17 protein-coding genes and 1 pseudogene are annotated in these 15,256 nt (G+C 72.9%); 1 reads left to right on the top strand and 17 read right to left on the bottom strand.

Annotation, left to right across the window (positions count from 1 at the left end):
• Nucleotides 1-58 precede the first annotated feature (58 nt).
• The 8 genes from FU792_RS07585 to xerD all read right to left on the bottom strand — a co-directional run bounded on the left by FU792_RS07585 (nucleotide 59) and on the right by xerD (nucleotide 7,624).
• A complete protein-coding gene (locus tag FU792_RS07585) occupies nucleotides 59-922 on the bottom strand; it encodes a sulfurtransferase (RefSeq protein WP_022923901.1) in 864 nt (287 codons plus the stop codon).
• Nucleotides 923-979: 57 nt separating this feature from the next.
• Entirely contained in the window at nucleotides 980-1,705 is a 726-nt protein-coding gene (gene cmk, locus FU792_RS07580) for a (d)CMP kinase (RefSeq protein WP_022923900.1), read from the bottom strand.
• Nucleotides 1,706-1,867: 162 nt separating this feature from the next.
• Entirely contained in the window at nucleotides 1,868-2,887 is a 1,020-nt protein-coding gene (locus tag FU792_RS07575) for a S66 family peptidase (protein WP_022923899.1), read from the bottom strand.
• A 216-nt stretch (nucleotides 2,888-3,103) separates the two neighbouring features.
• Entirely contained in the window at nucleotides 3,104-4,054 is a 951-nt protein-coding gene (locus FU792_RS07570; RefSeq protein ID WP_022923898.1) for a pseudouridine synthase, read from the bottom strand.
• On the bottom strand, nucleotides 4,051-4,692 hold the full coding sequence (gene scpB / locus FU792_RS07565; protein ID WP_022923897.1) for an SMC-Scp complex subunit ScpB: 642 nt from the start codon (nucleotides 4,690-4,692) through the stop codon (nucleotides 4,051-4,053). Before scpB ends, FU792_RS07570 begins: the two co-directional genes overlap by 4 nt.
• Nucleotides 4,676-5,575 carry a segregation and condensation protein A gene (locus FU792_RS07560; RefSeq protein WP_022923896.1) on the bottom strand — a complete coding sequence of 300 codons (900 nt, stop codon included), beginning with the start codon at nucleotides 5,573-5,575 and terminating at the stop codon, nucleotides 4,676-4,678. Before FU792_RS07560 ends, scpB begins: the two co-directional genes overlap by 17 nt.
• Before the next feature lie 11 nt (nucleotides 5,576-5,586).
• Nucleotides 5,587-6,471: a ParA family protein gene (locus FU792_RS07555; protein ID WP_022923895.1), complete on the bottom strand. Its 885-nt coding sequence runs from the start codon at nucleotides 6,469-6,471 to the stop codon at nucleotides 5,587-5,589.
• Between the two features lie 121 nt (nucleotides 6,472-6,592).
• Nucleotides 6,593-7,624 carry a site-specific tyrosine recombinase XerD gene (gene xerD / locus FU792_RS07550; protein ID WP_022923894.1) on the bottom strand — a complete coding sequence of 344 codons (1,032 nt, stop codon included), beginning with the start codon at nucleotides 7,622-7,624 and terminating at the stop codon, nucleotides 6,593-6,595.
• Between the two features lie 40 nt (nucleotides 7,625-7,664).
• Here xerD and FU792_RS07545 point away from each other — a divergent pair, with 40 nt between their 5' ends.
• On the top strand, nucleotides 7,665-8,279 hold the full coding sequence (locus FU792_RS07545) for a hypothetical protein (RefSeq protein WP_149814672.1): 615 nt from the start codon (nucleotides 7,665-7,667) through the stop codon (nucleotides 8,277-8,279).
• A gap of 3 nt (nucleotides 8,280-8,282) precedes the next feature.
• Here the strand turns inward: FU792_RS07545 and FU792_RS07540 are convergent, their stop codons facing one another.
• The 9 genes and pseudogenes from FU792_RS07540 to FU792_RS18490 all read right to left on the bottom strand — a co-directional run.
• Nucleotides 8,283-9,302 (bottom strand): Clp protease N-terminal domain-containing protein, encoded by a 1,020-nt coding sequence (locus tag FU792_RS07540; protein WP_022923892.1) that lies wholly within the window; start codon nucleotides 9,300-9,302, stop codon nucleotides 8,283-8,285.
• Nucleotides 9,299-9,562, bottom strand: a complete 264-nt coding sequence (locus FU792_RS07535) for a hypothetical protein (protein WP_022923891.1) — start codon at nucleotides 9,560-9,562, stop codon at nucleotides 9,299-9,301. Before FU792_RS07535 ends, FU792_RS07540 begins: the two co-directional genes overlap by 4 nt.
• Before the next feature lie 84 nt (nucleotides 9,563-9,646).
• Complete coding sequence (hisIE, locus tag FU792_RS07530; RefSeq protein ID WP_022923890.1) at nucleotides 9,647-10,288, bottom strand: bifunctional phosphoribosyl-AMP cyclohydrolase/phosphoribosyl-ATP diphosphatase HisIE; 642 nt, start codon at nucleotides 10,286-10,288, stop codon at nucleotides 9,647-9,649.
• The gene (gene hisF / locus FU792_RS07525; protein WP_022923889.1) at nucleotides 10,285-11,058 is read right to left on the bottom strand and encodes an imidazole glycerol phosphate synthase subunit HisF; all 774 of its coding nucleotides are present in this window, start codon (nucleotides 11,056-11,058) and stop codon (nucleotides 10,285-10,287) included. The genes hisIE and hisF overlap by 4 nt, the downstream gene beginning before the upstream one ends.
• Nucleotides 11,055-11,849, bottom strand: a complete 795-nt coding sequence (gene hisA, locus FU792_RS07520; RefSeq protein ID WP_052327727.1) for a 1-(5-phosphoribosyl)-5-[(5-phosphoribosylamino)methylideneamino]imidazole-4-carboxamide isomerase — start codon at nucleotides 11,847-11,849, stop codon at nucleotides 11,055-11,057. The genes hisF and hisA overlap by 4 nt, the downstream gene beginning before the upstream one ends.
• A complete protein-coding gene (hisH, locus tag FU792_RS07515) occupies nucleotides 11,846-12,448 on the bottom strand; it encodes an imidazole glycerol phosphate synthase subunit HisH (RefSeq protein WP_022923887.1) in 603 nt (200 codons plus the stop codon). The genes hisA and hisH overlap by 4 nt, the downstream gene beginning before the upstream one ends.
• Complete coding sequence (gene hisB / locus FU792_RS07510; RefSeq protein WP_022923886.1) at nucleotides 12,445-13,548, bottom strand: bifunctional histidinol-phosphatase/imidazoleglycerol-phosphate dehydratase HisB; 1,104 nt, start codon at nucleotides 13,546-13,548, stop codon at nucleotides 12,445-12,447. Before hisB ends, hisH begins: the two co-directional genes overlap by 4 nt.
• Nucleotides 13,545-14,702 (bottom strand): histidinol-phosphate transaminase, encoded by a 1,158-nt coding sequence (gene hisC / locus FU792_RS07505; RefSeq protein WP_022923885.1) that lies wholly within the window; start codon nucleotides 14,700-14,702, stop codon nucleotides 13,545-13,547. The genes hisB and hisC overlap by 4 nt, the downstream gene beginning before the upstream one ends.
• Nucleotides 14,699-15,205, bottom strand: a pseudogene (locus FU792_RS18490) (histidinol dehydrogenase); the annotation flags it as partial. The pseudogene FU792_RS18490 and the gene hisC, both read right to left, overlap by 4 nt.
• Nucleotides 15,206-15,256: the final 51 nt, after the last annotated feature.

The raw sequence follows: 15,256 nt of genomic DNA, 5'->3' as shown, positions 1-15,256 counted from the left end.
CCTCGGCGAGCTCGGCCATCGCCTCCGGGAGCGCGCCGCTCTCGGTCTCCGGCATACCTCAGCGCTCCACCGGCACACCGACCGAGTTGCCCCACTCGGTCCAGCTGCCGTCGTAGTTGCGGACCTTCTCGAAGCCCAGCAGGTGGGTGAGCACGAACCAGGTGTGGCTGGAGCGCTCGCCGATGCGGCAGTAGGCGACGACGTCGTCGGAGGTCGCCAGCCCCTGCTCCTGCTGGTAGATCGCCTCGAGCTCCTCGCGGGACTTGAACGTGCCGTCCTCGTTGGCCGCCCGCGCCCACGGCACCGACGTCGCGCCCGGGATGTGGCCGCCGCGCATGGCGCCCTCCTGCGGGTAGTCGGGCATGTGCAGGAGCTCGCCGGAGAACTCCCCGGGGCTGCGCACGTCGACCATCGGCTGACCGAGGTGGTCGAGCACGTCGGCCTTGAAGGCGCGGACGCGGGAGTCGTCACGCTCCACCACGGGGTATGCCGCCTGCGTCACCTCGGGCGCGTCAGTCGTCATCTCCCGGCCCTCCTCGACCCACTTCGCCCGGCCGCCGTCCAGCAGCCGCACGTCCTCGTGGCCGAAGAGCGTCATGACCCACAGGGCGTAGGCGGCCCACCAGTTGGACCGGTCGCCGTAGATGACCACGGTCGTGTCCCGACCGACGCCGCGCTCACCCATGACCTGGGCGAAGCGCTCGCCGTCGACGTAGTCGCGGGTCACCGGGTCGTTGAGGTCGGTGTGCCAGTCGAGCTTGCGTGCGCCGGGGATGTGCCCCGTGTCGTAGAGCAGGACGTCCTCGTCGGACTCGAGCACGACGACCTGCGGGTCGTCGAGGTGCTCGGCGAGCCACTCGGTCGTGACGAGGCGCTCGGGGTGGGCGTAGGCGGAGATCTTGTCGGAGGCGGACGAGCTCATCTGGTGCTCCTCAGGTCGGTGTCGGGGGTATGTCGCAGGCGGTCGGTGCCCGGCAGGTCAGGTGGCCTCACCCGCGTGCTCGGGTGAGCGCTCCGGCTCGACCTCGCCGCGGACCAGCGCGAGCACGGCCGCCACGACCTGGTCGAACGACAGGTCCGAGGTGTCCAACGTCACGACCCCGTCCGCGGCTTCCATGAAGGCGCTGACCGTCGAGTCCTGCTGGTCGCGGCGCACGATCTGGTCGCGGGTCGCCGCGACCTGCTCGGCGTCGGCGCCGCCGTGCAGCTCGGTGGAGCGGCGAGTCAGGCGCGCCTCCTCCGAGGCGGTGACGAGGATGCGGTGCTCGGCGTCGGGGGCGACGACGGTGGTGATGTCGCGGCCCTCCGCGACGATGCCGCCCTGCTGCTCACGGGCCGCGGCGACGATCTCCCGCTGACGCCGGCGCAGCTCGGCGCGCACGTCGAGATTCGTGGCCACGGCCGAGACCTGCGACGTCACGCGGGTCTCGCGGATGGCGTCAGTGATGTCGGTCCCACCGACCCGCAGGGTCTGGTCGTCGGGGTCGGTCAAGATGTCCAGCGGGAGGTCGCGCGCAGCCTGGGCCACGGCCTGCTGGTCGGTCAGGTCGACGTCCGCATCGAGGCACCGCCAGGCGACCGCGCGGTACATCGCGCCGGTGTCCAGGTAGCCCAGTCCCAGCTCCCGCGCCACGGCCTTGGACACGGAGGACTTGCCGGACCCGGAGGGCCCGTCGATGGCGATGGTGAGGGGACGAGAAGGCACCGACCCAGCGTAACGGTCGCACCGGTATACCCCGCGCCGGTCGATCGGGGCACCGGGAGCCGGTATGTCACTCGGCAGCCTCCTCGAGGGGGCTCTCGAGTGACATACCGGCTCTCAGTGGTCCTGCATTCGGTCTGAGGCGCCGGCGGCTGATCCGCCTCGTCAGGAGAGCGTCTGCGTGATGGCGGACGTCGCCGCGGTGTGCTCGACCCGGGCGAGCGCCCCGTTGACCAGCGGCAGGTGCGGCGCGACGTGGCCGCACTCGACATCGGCGACCACCGGCACGCCCAGGACGTCCAGCGCGTCCATGACCGCCTCGTGCTGGGTCAGGGTGGCACCGTCCGGTGCCGACGTCCGGCCCACCAGCACCGCTGCGGCGCCATCGAAGAAGCCGGCCAGGCGCATACCGTGCAGGTGGCGGCAGATCGTGAAGGCGTCGTGCTCCGCCGCCTCGACGTAGACGACCAGCCCGTCTCCGAGGTCCGCCAGGGCGCCGGTGTCGAGGTATGTCGTCCCCGCCAGGCTCGCCAACGTCTCGACGCAGCCCCCGACGAGCCGCCCGGTGACGTCGACGTCACCCCCGCCGTCCAGCCGCGTCCAAGCCCCGGCGTGGTCGAGCACGTCGGTGTCGTCCTCCGGGTGCTCGGCCCAGTCCACGAAGCCCTCGCGGTAGCGCCCCGGTGACGTCTGTCGCACGGTCGCCCCGCGCGGGAGAGCGACGAGGTCCAGCCAGCTCACGAGTCCGTCGGGCACGGCGTAGGGCGTGTCCATGAGGTTCTGCCCGTGGATCGTCGCCCACCCGGCCCGGAGCGTGAGCGGGGTGATGAGGGTGGCGATGTCGGAGAAGCCCACCATCCACGTCGGCTCCGCCGCCGTCAGCGCGCCCCAGTCGAGCAGGGGCAGCAGGTCGATGGCCGTCTCACCGCCCCACGGCGGGACCACGGCGGCGATGCCCGGGTCGAGCAGCATCCGCTGCAGCTCCGCCGCCCGGTCCGCGGCCGGCGCGCTGACGTGGCGCGCGCCGTCCATGCACCGGCCCACGACCACGGGGTAACCGCGGGATCGCACCGACTCGACGGCCACGTCCAGGCGTGCCCGGAGCTCGGCTGGCACGCCGGCGGAGGGGCTCGTGACTCCGACGACGGCACCCGGCCGCAGCGGCGCGGGGAACCTCGGTCTCATCCGGCCACCCTAGGTCGGCATGTCATGACTGTCCCGTGGATATCGGGTATATACCCGACTCCCACGGGACCATCCCCGCCTCGCCGTCTCGACGCTGACCCGCCTGGAGGCGGGCTACCCGGCACGATCATCCGGCGATCACCGTCGAGTGGTGCGGGAGTCGCCCCTGGCCGCCATGCCCGCGGTCCGACCTCGGCGGGCCGCCGTGCGCAGGCCCTACTCCCCCGCCGCGCGGTAGAGCTGGGCGACCTCCTCGGCCGAGAGCGCGCGATACTTCCCCGGGCGCAGCTCGGCGAGCTTGATCGGGCCGACCTGGACGCGCGAGAGCGCCTCGACCGGGTAGCCGACCTCCTCCATCATCCGGCGCACGATGTGCTTGCGACCCTCGTGCAGCACGATCTCGATGATCGAGTGGCCAGGGATGTCGTCGACGAGCCGGAAGCTGTCGGCCTTCGCCAGACCGTCCTCGAGCTCGACGCCGTCGCGCAGCTGCTTGCCGATGCCGGGAGCCACGACGCCGTGCACCTGTGCGACATACGTCTTGGGCACGCCGTAGGCCGGATGCTGCAGCTTGTGCGCGAGGTCGCCGTCGTTGGTGAGCAGCAGCAGTCCCTCGGTGTCGACGTCCAGCCGCCCGACGTGGAACAGCCGGCGCGACAGGTGCCCGACGTAGTCGGTCAGGCACGGCCGCCCCTCCTCGTCCTCCATCGTGGAGACGACACCGGCCGGCTTGTTGAAGGCGAGGTAGAGCTTCTCGGTGTCGACGACGACCCGGTCACCGTCGACGTGCACCGTCTGGGTGGCCGCGTCGACGCGCACCCCGAGCTCCACGACGACCTGGCCGTCGACCTCGACGCGACCCTCCTCGATGAGCTTCTCGCAGGCTCGCCTGCTCCCGAAGCCCGCGCCGGCGAGCACCTTCTGCAGCCGCACGCCGTCCGGGGTGTGGACGTCGCGGGTCGCCGGGTCCGGCGGTGTGCTGGGACGGCGCCGCCGCGGCGGCCGGGTGCCACCCGCGCGACGCGGTCCGGCGCCTCCGCCCTGCGAGGGCACGCGCGAGGCAGACCCGCCCCGGCCGCCGGACCGGCCTCCGCCGGACCTGCCGCCCTGCCCGGGTCGTCCGCCCTGCCCGCCACGGGGTCCGGGGTTCTTCTTGCCGCTGGTCATGCGAGTCCTTCCGATGCGAGCTCCTCGAGCACCTCGGCCGAGGGGAGATAGGGGGCGAGCGCGGGCAGGTCGTCGAGGCTGTCCAGCCCCATGCGCTGCAGGAACAGGTCGGTGGTGCCGTAGAGCACCGCGCCACCGGTCGGGTCCTGCCCGGTCTCGGTGACCATGCCGCGCGCCAGCAGCGTCCGGACGACGCCGTCGACGTTCACCCCGCGGATCGCGCCGATACGGGCCCGGCTGATCGGCTGTCGGTAGGCGATGACGGCGAGCGTCTCCAGCGCGGCCTGGGTGAGCCGTGCCTGCTGGCCACCCAGGAGGAACTTCTCCACCACCGGCGCGTATTCCGGTCGGCTGTAGACACGCCACCCCCCGCCCAGGCGGCGCAGCATGAAGCCGCGGTTGCCCTGGGCATACTCCTGGGCGAGCTCGTCGAGGACGGCGCCCACGTCCTCCAGCGGCAGCTCCAGCGCGCTGGCGAGGGCCTCCTCGGTCACCGGCTCGTCGATGACCATGAGGACCGCCTCGATCGCGGAGCGGGCGCCCCCCGGGAAGTCGGTGACGTCGAAGGCGACCTGCTCCTGCTCCGCCTGGTCGGCACCCGCCACGGGCTCGTCGGGCTGCTCATCCTGCTGGCTCATCGGCCTCCTCCTCGTCGAACTCCGCCCCGACCTGCCCACCGACCTCGCCGGAGTCCGGCCCGGTCCAGCGCACCGTGAGCTCCCCGAGCGCCTCGTCCTGCTCCAGCGAGACCACGGTGTCGCGGAAGAGCTCGAGCAGCGACAGGAAGCGCGCGACGATGACCAACGTGGAGTCGGCGTCGGCCACGAGGTCGCGGAAGCTGGTGCTGCCCCGCTCCCGCAGCCGGCCGACGATGATCGAGGCCTGCTCGCGCACCGAGACCTGTGCGGCGTGGAGGTGGTCGACGCCGACGGCGGGCGGGGGCCGGGGGATCATCGCCCGGCCGGCGATCATCGCCAGCTGCTCGGGCGTGACGGTCAGCACGAGCTCGGGCAGCAGCGAGGCGAAGCGCTCCTCGACGCCGACGTCGCGGGCGAAGATGCGTCCCTTGCCCTCCATCTGCAGCCGCAGCTCGTCGGCGACCTGCTTGAACGCGCGGTACTGCAGCAGCCGGGCGAAGAGCAGGTCGCGCGCCTCGATGAGCGCCAGGTCCTCCTCGTCGTCCTCCCGGCCACTGGGCAGCAGGCGGGCGGCCTTGAGGTCGAGCAGGGTCGCCGCGATGAGCACGAACTCGCTGGCCTGCGACAGGTCCCACTCCCCCTCGCCCTCCTGCGCCGCGCGCAGGTAGGCCACGAACTCGTCGGTCACGCGGGCCAGCGCGATCTCGGTGACGTCGAGCTTGTGCTTGGCGATGAGCCCGAGCAGCAGCTCGAACGGACCGGAGAAGACGTCGAGGTGGACCTCGAAGCCGCCGCGGGTCGCGGTGAGGACGCCGCCCGGGGTCGCCTCGCCCGGCTGGCCAGAGGCCTGCGACGACGGGTCCGCGGCCGGGGCGGTCGGCATACCCATCCTGCTCAGGGAGCGCCGCCGCGCGCGACGAGCTCACGCGCGAGCTGACGGTATGCCTCCGCACCGGAGTGCGTGCTGGCGTAGGTGGTGATGGGCTCGGCGGCCAGGGTCGCGTCGGGGAACTTCACGGTGCGGCTGATGACGGTGTGGAAGACGGTGTCGCCGAAGTGGTCGACGACGCTGCGGACCACCTCGCGGGAGTGCAGCGTGCGCCCGTCGTACATCGTTGCGAGGATGCCGTCGATCTCCAGCCTCGGGTTGAGCCGGTCGGTGATCTTCTCGATCGTCTCGATGAGCAGCGCGACGCCGCGCATCGCGAAGAACTCGGTCTCCAGCGGGATGATCACGCCGTGCGAGGCGGTGAGCGCGTTGACCGTGAGCAGGCCGAGGGAGGGCTGGCAGTCGATGAAGACGACGTCGTAGTCGTCCATCACGGGCCGCAGGGTGCGGGCGAGCACCTGCTCGCGGGCCACCTCCCCCACGAGCTGGACCTCGGCGGCGGACAGGTCGATGTTGGCCGGGAGGATGTCGATGCCGGGCACCGAGGTGGTCTGGATGACGTCGCGCACGTCGTGGCCGCGCTCCACGAGCAGGTTGTAGATCGTGACATCGAGGTCGTGCGTGCGCACCCCCAGGCCGACCGACAGCGCGCCCTGCGGGTCGAAGTCGACCATGAGGACCTTGCGGCCGTACTCCGCGAGCGCGGCGCCGAGGTTGATCGTCGTCGTGGTCTTGCCGACACCGCCCTTCTGGTTGCACATCGCGATGATGCGGGCCGGGCCGTGGCTCGCCAGCGGCTCGGGCACGGGGAAGTCGGGCAGCGGACGGCCGGTGGGGCCCTCCTGGCCCACGCCCGAGGTCTCGGTGCCGGGCAGCCGGTCGTGACTCACGTGGTGTCTCCAGATCCGTTCGGGTGTGGTCGGCGTCCCGCCGATCGGTCCGACCCTAATCCACAGGTCCAGGTGCGGTCATCCGCCTGGACCTCGACCTGAGGTCGAAGTCCTTGCCAGCTCAGCGCCGCGCGCGCGGGTGGGACTGGGCATACACCTCGCGCAGGTGCTGGGTGGAGACGTGGGTGTAGATCTGTGTGGTCGCCACCGAGGCGTGGCCGAGCAGCTCCTGCACCACCCGTACGTCGGCGCCGCCGTCGAGCAGGTGGGTGGCGAAGGAGTGGCGCAGCGTGTGCGGAGAGATCTCGGCCCGGAGGTCGGCCCGGTCGGCGGCGGCCTTGATGGCGTTCCAGGCGGACTGACGGGACAGGCGCCCGCCTCGCGCGTTGACGAAGACGGCCGGCGTCCCGCTCCCCTTCCGCGCCAGCTCGGGTCGGCCGCGGACGAGCCAGGCGTCCAGGGCGTCCCGGGCATACCGTCCCATCGGCACGATCCGCTCCTTGCGACCCTTGCCGAAGAGCCGGACCACGCCGGGGAGCTCGCCGTCGGCGGCCGCCTCCGGCCGGGCCAGGTCGAGGTCGTCGACGTCGAGCGCGATCGCCTCGCTGACCCGCGCGCCACAGCCGTAGAGCAGCTCCATCAGCGCCCGGTCCCGCAGGGCGGCAGGGGTGTCCCCGACCGAGGCCGCCTGCAGCAGCCGCTCGACATCGGTGATGCTCAGCGCCTTCGGCAGGCGCCGCGGCGGCGTGGGCGGGGCGACATCGCGGGACGGGTCGTCCACGGACTCCCCCTCCACCGCCAGGAAGGTGTGCAGCCCGCGGACCGCGACCACGGCCCGGGCGGCCGAGGTCGCGGCGAGCGGTGGGTGGTCGGCGTCGCCGCTGCGCAGGTGCGCCAGGAAGTCGGTGACGTGCGCCTGGCGGACCTCGTCGGGTGCGGTGATGCCCTGCGCGTCGAGGAAGGCGAGGTAGCGGCGCAGGTCGCGCCGGTAGGCCGCGAGCGTGTGCTCGGAGCGGCCCCGCTCGACCCGGAGGTGGTCGAGCCAGTCCCCCACCGCTCGTGCCAGCGGCGTCGTCGGGGCGCCGGCCGTGCCGGTCACCGCGGAGACGCCACCGGACGGGGCGGCGCTCTCGCGCGGTTCGGGCGGGGTCATACCGCGATCCTCTCAGCACCCGACCGGGTGGTGGGTGAGGATGAGCCCCATGCGCTGGTATGCCGATGCTCCCGCCCGCCGGTCCCGCCAGGTCACCGCGGACCTGCTCGTCCTGGCCTGGGTGGTGCTCTGGGTCCTCGTCGGTCGGTGGGTCTTCGGGCTGGTCATGACCCTGGCCGCACCGGCCGACCCGCTACGCTCGGCGGGGACGGGCATGCAATCGCGGATGACCGACGTCGCCGGACGGGTCGTCGAGATCCCGCTCGTCGGCGACAGCCTCCAGGCGCCCTTCTCCGGCGCTGCCGGGGTCGGGACCGACCTGGTCACGGCGGGCGACCGGCTGGAGGGCGGCGTCACGACCGTCGCCTGGCTGGTCACCCTGCTCAGTGCGGGGACACCGATCCTCCTGACGATGCTGATCTGGGCAGCCCTGCGACTGGCCTGGGCCCGGCGGGCGCGCTCACTGGGCCACGAGCTCGGCGAACCGCAGGCGCAGGAGCTCCTCGCGCTGCGCGCCCTGGTGCACCAGCGCCCGCGGCGGCTCCAGGAGGTGCTCGACGACCCGGTCACCGCCTGGCGTGCCCGCGACCCAGAGGCGATCCGGGTGCTGGCGGACCTGGAGCTGGCCGACGTCGGCCTGCGCACCAGCCGGTAGCGCTCAGCCGTCTGCGTCGGGACCCTCCACCAGCAGCCCCAACCGGTAGACCGCGTTGCGCGTGCTGACGTTGAGCGCGAAGCGGTTGACGAGGTCCCGCAGCCATCGCGGTCGTCCCTGCAGGGCACCTCCGGAGACCACCTCCACCCGGGTCGCCGTCGGGCCTTCGGCCCGGACCGTGAGGTGGTTCCACCGACCGGGCCACGAGGCCCGGCGTCCGAACCTGCGCACCTCGACCTCGCCGCTCCACAGCACGACCCCGCCGCCGACGCCGTCGTCCTGCAGGAAGACACGGTGCCGAGTGAGTGAGACAACCGAGAGGCCCGGTATACGTCGGCCGACCGCTCTGGGGGCCGGACGCTCGACCAGCTCGCGCTCCGAGATGATCTCTGCCTCGGCCTCCGGGTCGGAGTCCAGCCACCGGCGGATGCCCGCGGCCGTCGAGCACAACGGCCAGACCTGGCCCGCCGGCACCGCCAGGACCTGGCTGCGTCGCACCGCCCGGCCCGGGTCCCGACCGAGCCGTTCAAGGCCGGGCACGCTGCCGACGTCGACCGACGCATCGTGAGGGCCCCGGTCCGAGAGACGTCTCGCCTCCTCGACGACCGACGCCGGATCGGCGCCCTGGGCGGACAGCAGCCGCCGCACCGTCCCTCCCTCGTCCTCGGCCGCCGCAAGGAGCGCCTGGATCGGTGACGAGGAGCCGGCGATCAGCAACTGCGCCCGCCCGCTCACAGCCAGATCGCCGACCGCAGCGTGGTGCAGATCATCCACGGCGCGGCGCCGCGGGCCACCGAGCGAACCCACCTCGACGCCGAGGGCCGACACCTCGTCGGCCACCGCCCTGTCGATCGCGTCCCGGGTGCCCTCCCTCGTCACGCCGTGCCGCAGCAGCAGCGCGGCCACCTCCTCGTCCTGCATCGTCGCCAGCAGCACGTGCTCGACGTCGATCTCGCGGTGCCCCAGCAGCGCGCACTCCTGCCACGCGGTCTGCGACAACGTCATCGTGGTGGCCCAGCTCATGACTTCCCCCTCCTGCCCCGGACGAGCTCGGGCGGGACCCGGTGCCGCAGCCGCTTGTGCGCGGCCTGCCGCGAGACGCCGAGGCAGACAGCGATGTCCGCCCACGACATCCCGGACCGCAGGGCCGCCTCGACCTGCTCGAGCTCGATCGCATCGGTGATCTGGCGGAGCCGCGCAACGGCCCGCAGGCCGGTGGCCGGGTCCGCGGACCTCACGGCCTGCTGGATCAGTGCACCCGCCTCGGACCCGTCCTGCGACATGACGTCAACCTACGTTGACGGCCGCCAAATGTCAACCTTCGTTGCTCCTCCGTGCGCTCCGGTGGACGCGGCAGCAGGTCACGCTCAGCCGTGCCGCTGCCGCAGCACCCGCTCCACGTCCGCCAGACCGAGGTCGCGCGAGCGCAGCAGGACGAGCAGGTGGTAGACGAGATCGGCGGACTCTCCCAGCAGCGCGTCGTCGTCCTGCGCCACCGCGGCGAGGGCCGTCTCGACGCCCTCCTCGCCGACCTTCTGCGCGATCCGGCGCACCCCACCCTCGAAGAGCGAGGTCGTGTAGGACCCCTCCGGCAACTCCTCACGGCGATCCCGCACCAGCTCGTCGAGCTCGTGCACGAAGGAGCCGGGGCGCGCGCCAGGGTCGAAGCAGGTCTCCTCGCCGGTGTGGCAGGTGGGTCCGCTCGGGAGGGCGTGGAGCAGCAGGGTGTCACGGTCGCAGTCCAGCTCCACCGCCTCGACGCGCAGCACGTTGCCGCTCGTCTCACCCTTGGTCCACTGCGCACCCCGGCTGCGGCTGAAGAACGTCGCCAGCCCCGTCTCCAGCGTCGTCGTCAGCGCCTGCTCGTCGAGGAAGCCGACCATGAGCACCTGCCCGGTCCGCGCGTGCTGCACGACGCCGGGGATGATCCCGTCGGTCTTGCTGAAGTCGACGTCGGCGACGTCGAAGTCCGCCTCGACGCCGGACAGACGGGGTGTCCGGTCGCTCATGCGCGCACCTCGATCCCGTGGTCGGCCAGCGTCGCCTTGAGCAAGGGTATGCCGATGGACCCGTCGTGGAAGACCGTCGCCGCGAGCGCACCGTCGACGTCCGCCTCCCGGAAGACGTCGACGAAGTGTGCCGGCGCCCCAGCGCCGCCGCTCGCGACGAGCGGGACCGGGCAGACCTCGCGCACCGCGGCCAACTGCTCGAGGTCGTAGCCGTCGCGCACCCCGTCCGAGCCCATGCAGTTGAGCACGACCTCCCCGGCGCCGAGACCGACGACCGCGCGGACCCAGTCCAGCGTCGTGGTCTCCAGCGCCCGGGTCGCCTCCGGGCTCCCGGTGAACTGCCGGATCCGCCAGTGCCCGTCCTCGTCGCGCAGGCTGTCCACGCCGACGACGACGCACTGCACACCGAAGGCCTCGGCGAGCTCGCCGACCAGCTCGGGGCGCTGGGTGGCCGGCGTGTTGACCGACACCTTGTCGGCACCTGCGTGCAGCACCGCCCGCGCCGTCTCGACCGAGCGGATGCCGCCGGCGACGCAGAACGGGATGTCGATCGCGCGGGCCACCCGCTCCACCCAGCCCACGTCGACGCCCCGGCCCTCGGGGCTGGCGGTGATGTCGTAGAAGACGAGCTCGTCGGCGCCCTCCCGGGCATACCGCTGCGCGAGCTCGACGATGTCGCCCATGTCGCGGTGGTCGCGGAAACGGGTGCCCTTGACCACCCGCCCCTCGCGCACGTCGAGGCAGGGGAGGATCCGGCGTGCCAGGGTCACGGCTGCTCCTCCCTTACCGCGTCGTCCACCGTGAGCCGCCCCTCGAGCAGCGCCTTGCCCAGGATGATCCCGGCGCACCCCTGCTTCTTCGCGGCCCGCACGTCGTCGACCGACCGGGCGCCGCCCGAGGCCTGGATCTGCAGCGCGGGGTTGGAGCGGGTGAGCATCGTGTAGAGGTGGAAATTGGGCCCGGAGAGCGTGCCGTCGCGGCCGATGTCGGTGCACAGCACGTGCTGCAGCCCCGAGCCGTGGTACTGGTGCAGCGTCGTCGTGAGGTCCTGCTCCCCCACCGAGGTCCACCCCGCGGTCGGCAGCACCCACCGCCCGTCCTCGCCGATCCGGGTGTCCAGCGCCACGGTGATCCGGTCCGCGCCGAAGCGGTCCAGCCAGCCCACGACCGTCGCGGGCTCGCGCACCGACAGCGAGCCCACGACCACCCGCTCGGCGCCGGCGTCGAGCAGCCGCTGCACGTCGTCCGCGCTGCGCACCCCGCCGCCGGTCTGCACCCGGAGCCCGGTGGTCTCGCAGATCGTCTCCAGGGTCTCCAGCAGGGTATATCCCCCGGCCCGGGCCGCGTCGAGGTCGACGAGGTGCAGCCACGCCGCACCGCAGCGCGCGTAGTTCGCCGCGACGGCCACGGGGTTGTCGGTGTAGCGCGTCTCCTGCTCGTAGTCACCCTTGTGCAGGCGCACGACCGCGCCGCCGCGGACGTCGATCGCTGGGTAGACGGTGAACGGTCCGGTGGTGCTCACTGGTATCTCTCCGGTGTCGGTGCGGAGGTCAGGCGTCATCGATCGACCTCCACCAGGAAGTTTCGCAGAAGGCGGGAGCCGACCGCCGAGGACCTCTCGGGGTGGAACTGCGCGCCCCACCGCAGCCCGGAGCGCACGACCGCGGTCCACGGGCGCCCGTGGACGGTGCTGGCGAGGGTGTGCTCGGTGGGCGCCGCGGCGTAGGAGTGCACGAAGTAGGCGCGGTCTCCCTCCTCGATCCCGACCAGGAGCGGGTCCTCGGCGAGGTCGGTCAGCGCGTTCCACCCCATGTGCGGCACCCGGACCCCGGCTGCCGGAGGTATGCCGACCACCTCGCCCGGCACGAGGCCGAGCGTCGCCACGCCGCCGTCCTCCTCGGAGCGCTCGAAGAGCAGCTGCATCCCCAGGCATACCCCGAGCAGCGGGGCCTGCACCTGGGCGAGCACCTCGACGAGACCGAGCTCGCGCAACCGGCGCATGCCGGCCCCGGCTGCACCGACTCCGGGCAGGACCACCCGGTCCGCCGCGAGGATGTCGCCCGGGTCGGCGGTGAGCCGGCCGGTCGCGCCGAGCCGCTCCAGGGCGTAGCTGACCGAGCCGATGTTGGTGCCACCACCGTCGACGAGGGCGACCCTCACAGCACGCCCTTGGTGGTCGGGAGCTCGGCGGAGTCGCCCTGGCGGGCGATGCCCATGCGCAGCGCCCGGGCGACCGCCTTGAAGCCGACCTCGATCTTGTGGTGGGTGTTGCCGCCGGTCACCGACAGGTGCAGGGTGCAGCGCATGGCGTCGGCGAAGGAGCGCCAGAAGTGCTCGACCATCTCCGTGGAGAACTCGCCGACGGCCTCCCGGTCGAAGCTGCCCTCGTAGGCGAAGTAGGGCCGCCCGGACAGGTCGATCGCCGCGGTCGCCTGCGCCTCGTCCATGGGCAGGGTGAAGCCGTAGCGGCCGATGCCGCGCTTGTCGCCGAGCGCGGTGCGGATCGCCTCGCCCACGGCCAGCGCGACGTCCTCGACGGTGTGGTGGTCGTCGATGTGCAGGTCGCCCTCGCACGCGACATGCAGCCGGAAGCCGCCGTGCTTGGCTAGCTGGTCGAGCATGTGGTCGTAGAACCCGATCCCGGTCGAGATCTCGCTGCCGCCGGTCGCGTCGAGGTCGACCTCCACCGTGATCGCCGTCTCGGAGGTGGCGCGCTCGACCCGGGCGGTCCGGGGCGCGTCGGCCAGCTCGTGCGCGATCTGCGACCAGGTGGTCCGCGGCTGGTGGTCGTCGGTCCCGTCGACCCGTCCCGGGAGGAGGTATGCCGGGACCCCCAGGTTGTCGGCGAACTCCCGGTCGGTGGACCGGTCGCCGACCATGACGCTGCGGTCCCAGTCGACCCCCCGGTCCTTGAGCAGGTGCGCGACCATCCCGATGCCGGGCTTGCGGGTCCACGGCGCCTCCGGACCGCCGTGGTGCGGGTCGACGAAGACGTCCCGGAAGGTGATGCCCTGGCTGGCGAGCAGCCGCAGCAGGAACTGCTGCGGGCCCTCGAAGTCCTCGGTCGGGAAGGACTCCGTGCCCAGGCCGTCCTGGTTGCTCACCATGACGAGGTCGAAGCCCGCCCCCTGGATGCGCAGCAACGCCGGGATCACGCCGTCGACGAGCGCCACCTTGTCCAGCGCGTCGATCTGGTGATCATCCGGCTCGGCGATGATCGTGCCGTCGCGGTCGACGAAGCAGATCGGGCGGGGGCTCATGCGGGGCTCTCCTCGGTGCTGGTGTCGGTGCTGATGTCCGTGCTGGTGGTGGGGCTCGATGACGCGGTCAGCGCCTCGCGCAGGGCGGCCATCTCGGGGCCGGTGCCGATGGTGATGCGCAGGGCGTCGTGCAGGCCCGGCAGGTGGCGCATGTCGCGGACCACGATGCCGGCGGCGCCCAGGGTATGCAGCAGGGCGTCAGGGTCGTCGCACCGCACCAGGAAGAAGTTGGCCTCGCTGGCGTAGACCGTGCGCACGTCATCGAGGTCGCGCAGCCAGCGGCCGACCTGGTCACGCAGCCGCAGGACCTCGCCCACGTGCTGCGCGGTGGCGTGCAGGACGTCCTCGGACAGCGCCCGCAGCGCGAGCTCGGTGACCGGCGCGGGCAACGGGTAGGGCGCCTGCACCCGCCGAAGGACGGCCACCAGGTCCGGGTGGGCCAGCGCGATGCCGACCCGGGCCCCGGCGAGGGCGTGCGCCTTGGAGAGGGTGCGCAGCACGACGAGGGTGGGGTGCTCCTCGAGCAGGGTGATCGCCGAGCGCTGCTGCGCGAACTCGCCGTAGGCCTCGTCCACGACGACGACCGCCTGGTCGGCCAGCTCCTCGGCGAGCGCGGCGATCTCGCGCAGCGGGACGACCGAGCCGGTGGGGTTGCCCGGCGAGGCCACGAAGACCAGGCGGGCGCCGTGCTCCCGGGCCGCCCGCGCGACGGCGGCGGTGTCGACCCGCCAGCGCAGGCCGTCGTCGGTCTGGGGCACGTCGGTCACCGGCACGCCGTGCAGCCGCGCGGAGACGGCATACATCCCGAACGTCGGCGAGGTCACGACGACGCCGTCACCGCCGGCGCGGCACAGGCTGCGCACGAGCAACTCGATCGCCTCGTCGCTGCCGCGGCCGACCACGACCCGGTCCGGGGTGGTCGCCCACAGGTCGGCGAAGGCCTCAACCAGCGCGGCCGGCTGCGGGTCCGGGTAGCGCCGGGACCCGCCGCCGCTGTCCGCGGGGCTGGCGACCCCGGACTCGTTGGCGTTGAGCCAGATGCGGTCCGGTATGCCCGTGGGCGCGCTGGTGCGGGCCGAGGAGTACCCCGCGAAGTCGCGCAGGTCCGGGCGCACCAGGTGCGCCGGGAAGGTGGTGTCGCCGCGGGTGGTCACAGCTCCCCCTGGGTGCGGGCGAGCCGGCGCGTGACCGCGCGCTGGTGGGCGTGCAGTGACTCGGCCTCGGAGAGCGTCACGGCGCACGGGCCGACGGCGGCCAGGCCCTGCGGCGTGGCGCGCTGCACGGTCATGGCGATCTGGAAGGCGCCAACGTTGACGCCGCCGGTGAAGCGCGCGGCACCCGCGGTGGGCAGCACGTGGTTGGTGCCGGAGCAGTAGTCGCCGAGCGTCTCCGGGGTGTGGTCGCCGAGGAAGACCGACCCGGCCCGGTCGATGCGCGGCACCCAGGCCGACGCGTCGCGCAGGGCGAGGATGAGGTGCTCGGGGGCGTAGTCGTTGGACACCTCGACAGCTGTGGCCAGGTCGGGGGTGACGACGAGGCGCGAGGACGCGAGCGCCTTGCGGGCGATGTCGGCGCGCGGCAGGCTCTCCACCTGCTCCTCCACCTGGGTCGCGACCGCCTCGGCCAGCGGCCGGGAGTCGGTGAGCAGGACGACCTGGCTGTCCGGGCCGTGCTCGGCCTGGGAGAGTAGGTCGGCGGCGACGAACTC

The organism is Serinicoccus marinus DSM 15273, assembly GCF_008386315.1.
GTDB classification, from domain to species: domain Bacteria; phylum Actinomycetota; class Actinomycetes; order Actinomycetales; family Dermatophilaceae; genus Ornithinicoccus; species Ornithinicoccus marinus.
This window is presented reverse-complemented; position numbering and strand designations above follow the sequence as displayed.

Excerpts from the sequence above, each read along its gene's own strand:
- hisIE (WP_022923890.1), bottom strand. The coding sequence starts at position 10,288 with ATGAGCGACCGGACACCCCGTCTGTCCGGCGTCGAGGCGGACTTCGAC.
- FU792_RS07560 (WP_022923896.1), bottom strand. The coding sequence starts at position 5,575 with ATGCCGACCGCCCCGGCCGCGGACCCGTCGTCGCAGGCCTCTGGCCAG.
- FU792_RS07575 (WP_022923899.1), bottom strand. The coding sequence starts at position 2,887 with ATGAGACCGAGGTTCCCCGCGCCGCTGCGGCCGGGTGCCGTCGTCGGA.
- FU792_RS07570 (WP_022923898.1), bottom strand. The coding sequence starts at position 4,054 with ATGACCAGCGGCAAGAAGAACCCCGGACCCCGTGGCGGGCAGGGCGGA.
- scpB (WP_022923897.1), bottom strand. The coding sequence starts at position 4,692 with ATGAGCCAGCAGGATGAGCAGCCCGACGAGCCCGTGGCGGGTGCCGAC.
- hisB (WP_022923886.1), bottom strand. The coding sequence starts at position 13,548 with ATGAGCCCCCGCCCGATCTGCTTCGTCGACCGCGACGGCACGATCATC.
- FU792_RS07585 (WP_022923901.1), bottom strand. The coding sequence starts at position 922 with ATGAGCTCGTCCGCCTCCGACAAGATCTCCGCCTACGCCCACCCCGAG.
- hisA (WP_052327727.1), bottom strand. The coding sequence starts at position 11,849 with ATGACGCCTGACCTCCGCACCGACACCGGAGAGATACCAGTGAGCACC.
- FU792_RS07535 (WP_022923891.1), bottom strand. The coding sequence starts at position 9,562 with ATGTCGCAGGACGGGTCCGAGGCGGGTGCACTGATCCAGCAGGCCGTG.
- xerD (WP_022923894.1), bottom strand. The coding sequence starts at position 7,624 with ATGACCCCGCCCGAACCGCGCGAGAGCGCCGCCCCGTCCGGTGGCGTC.
- FU792_RS07540 (WP_022923892.1), bottom strand. The coding sequence starts at position 9,302 with ATGAGCTGGGCCACCACGATGACGTTGTCGCAGACCGCGTGGCAGGAG.
- FU792_RS07545 (WP_149814672.1), top strand. The coding sequence starts at position 7,665 with ATGAGCCCCATGCGCTGGTATGCCGATGCTCCCGCCCGCCGGTCCCGC.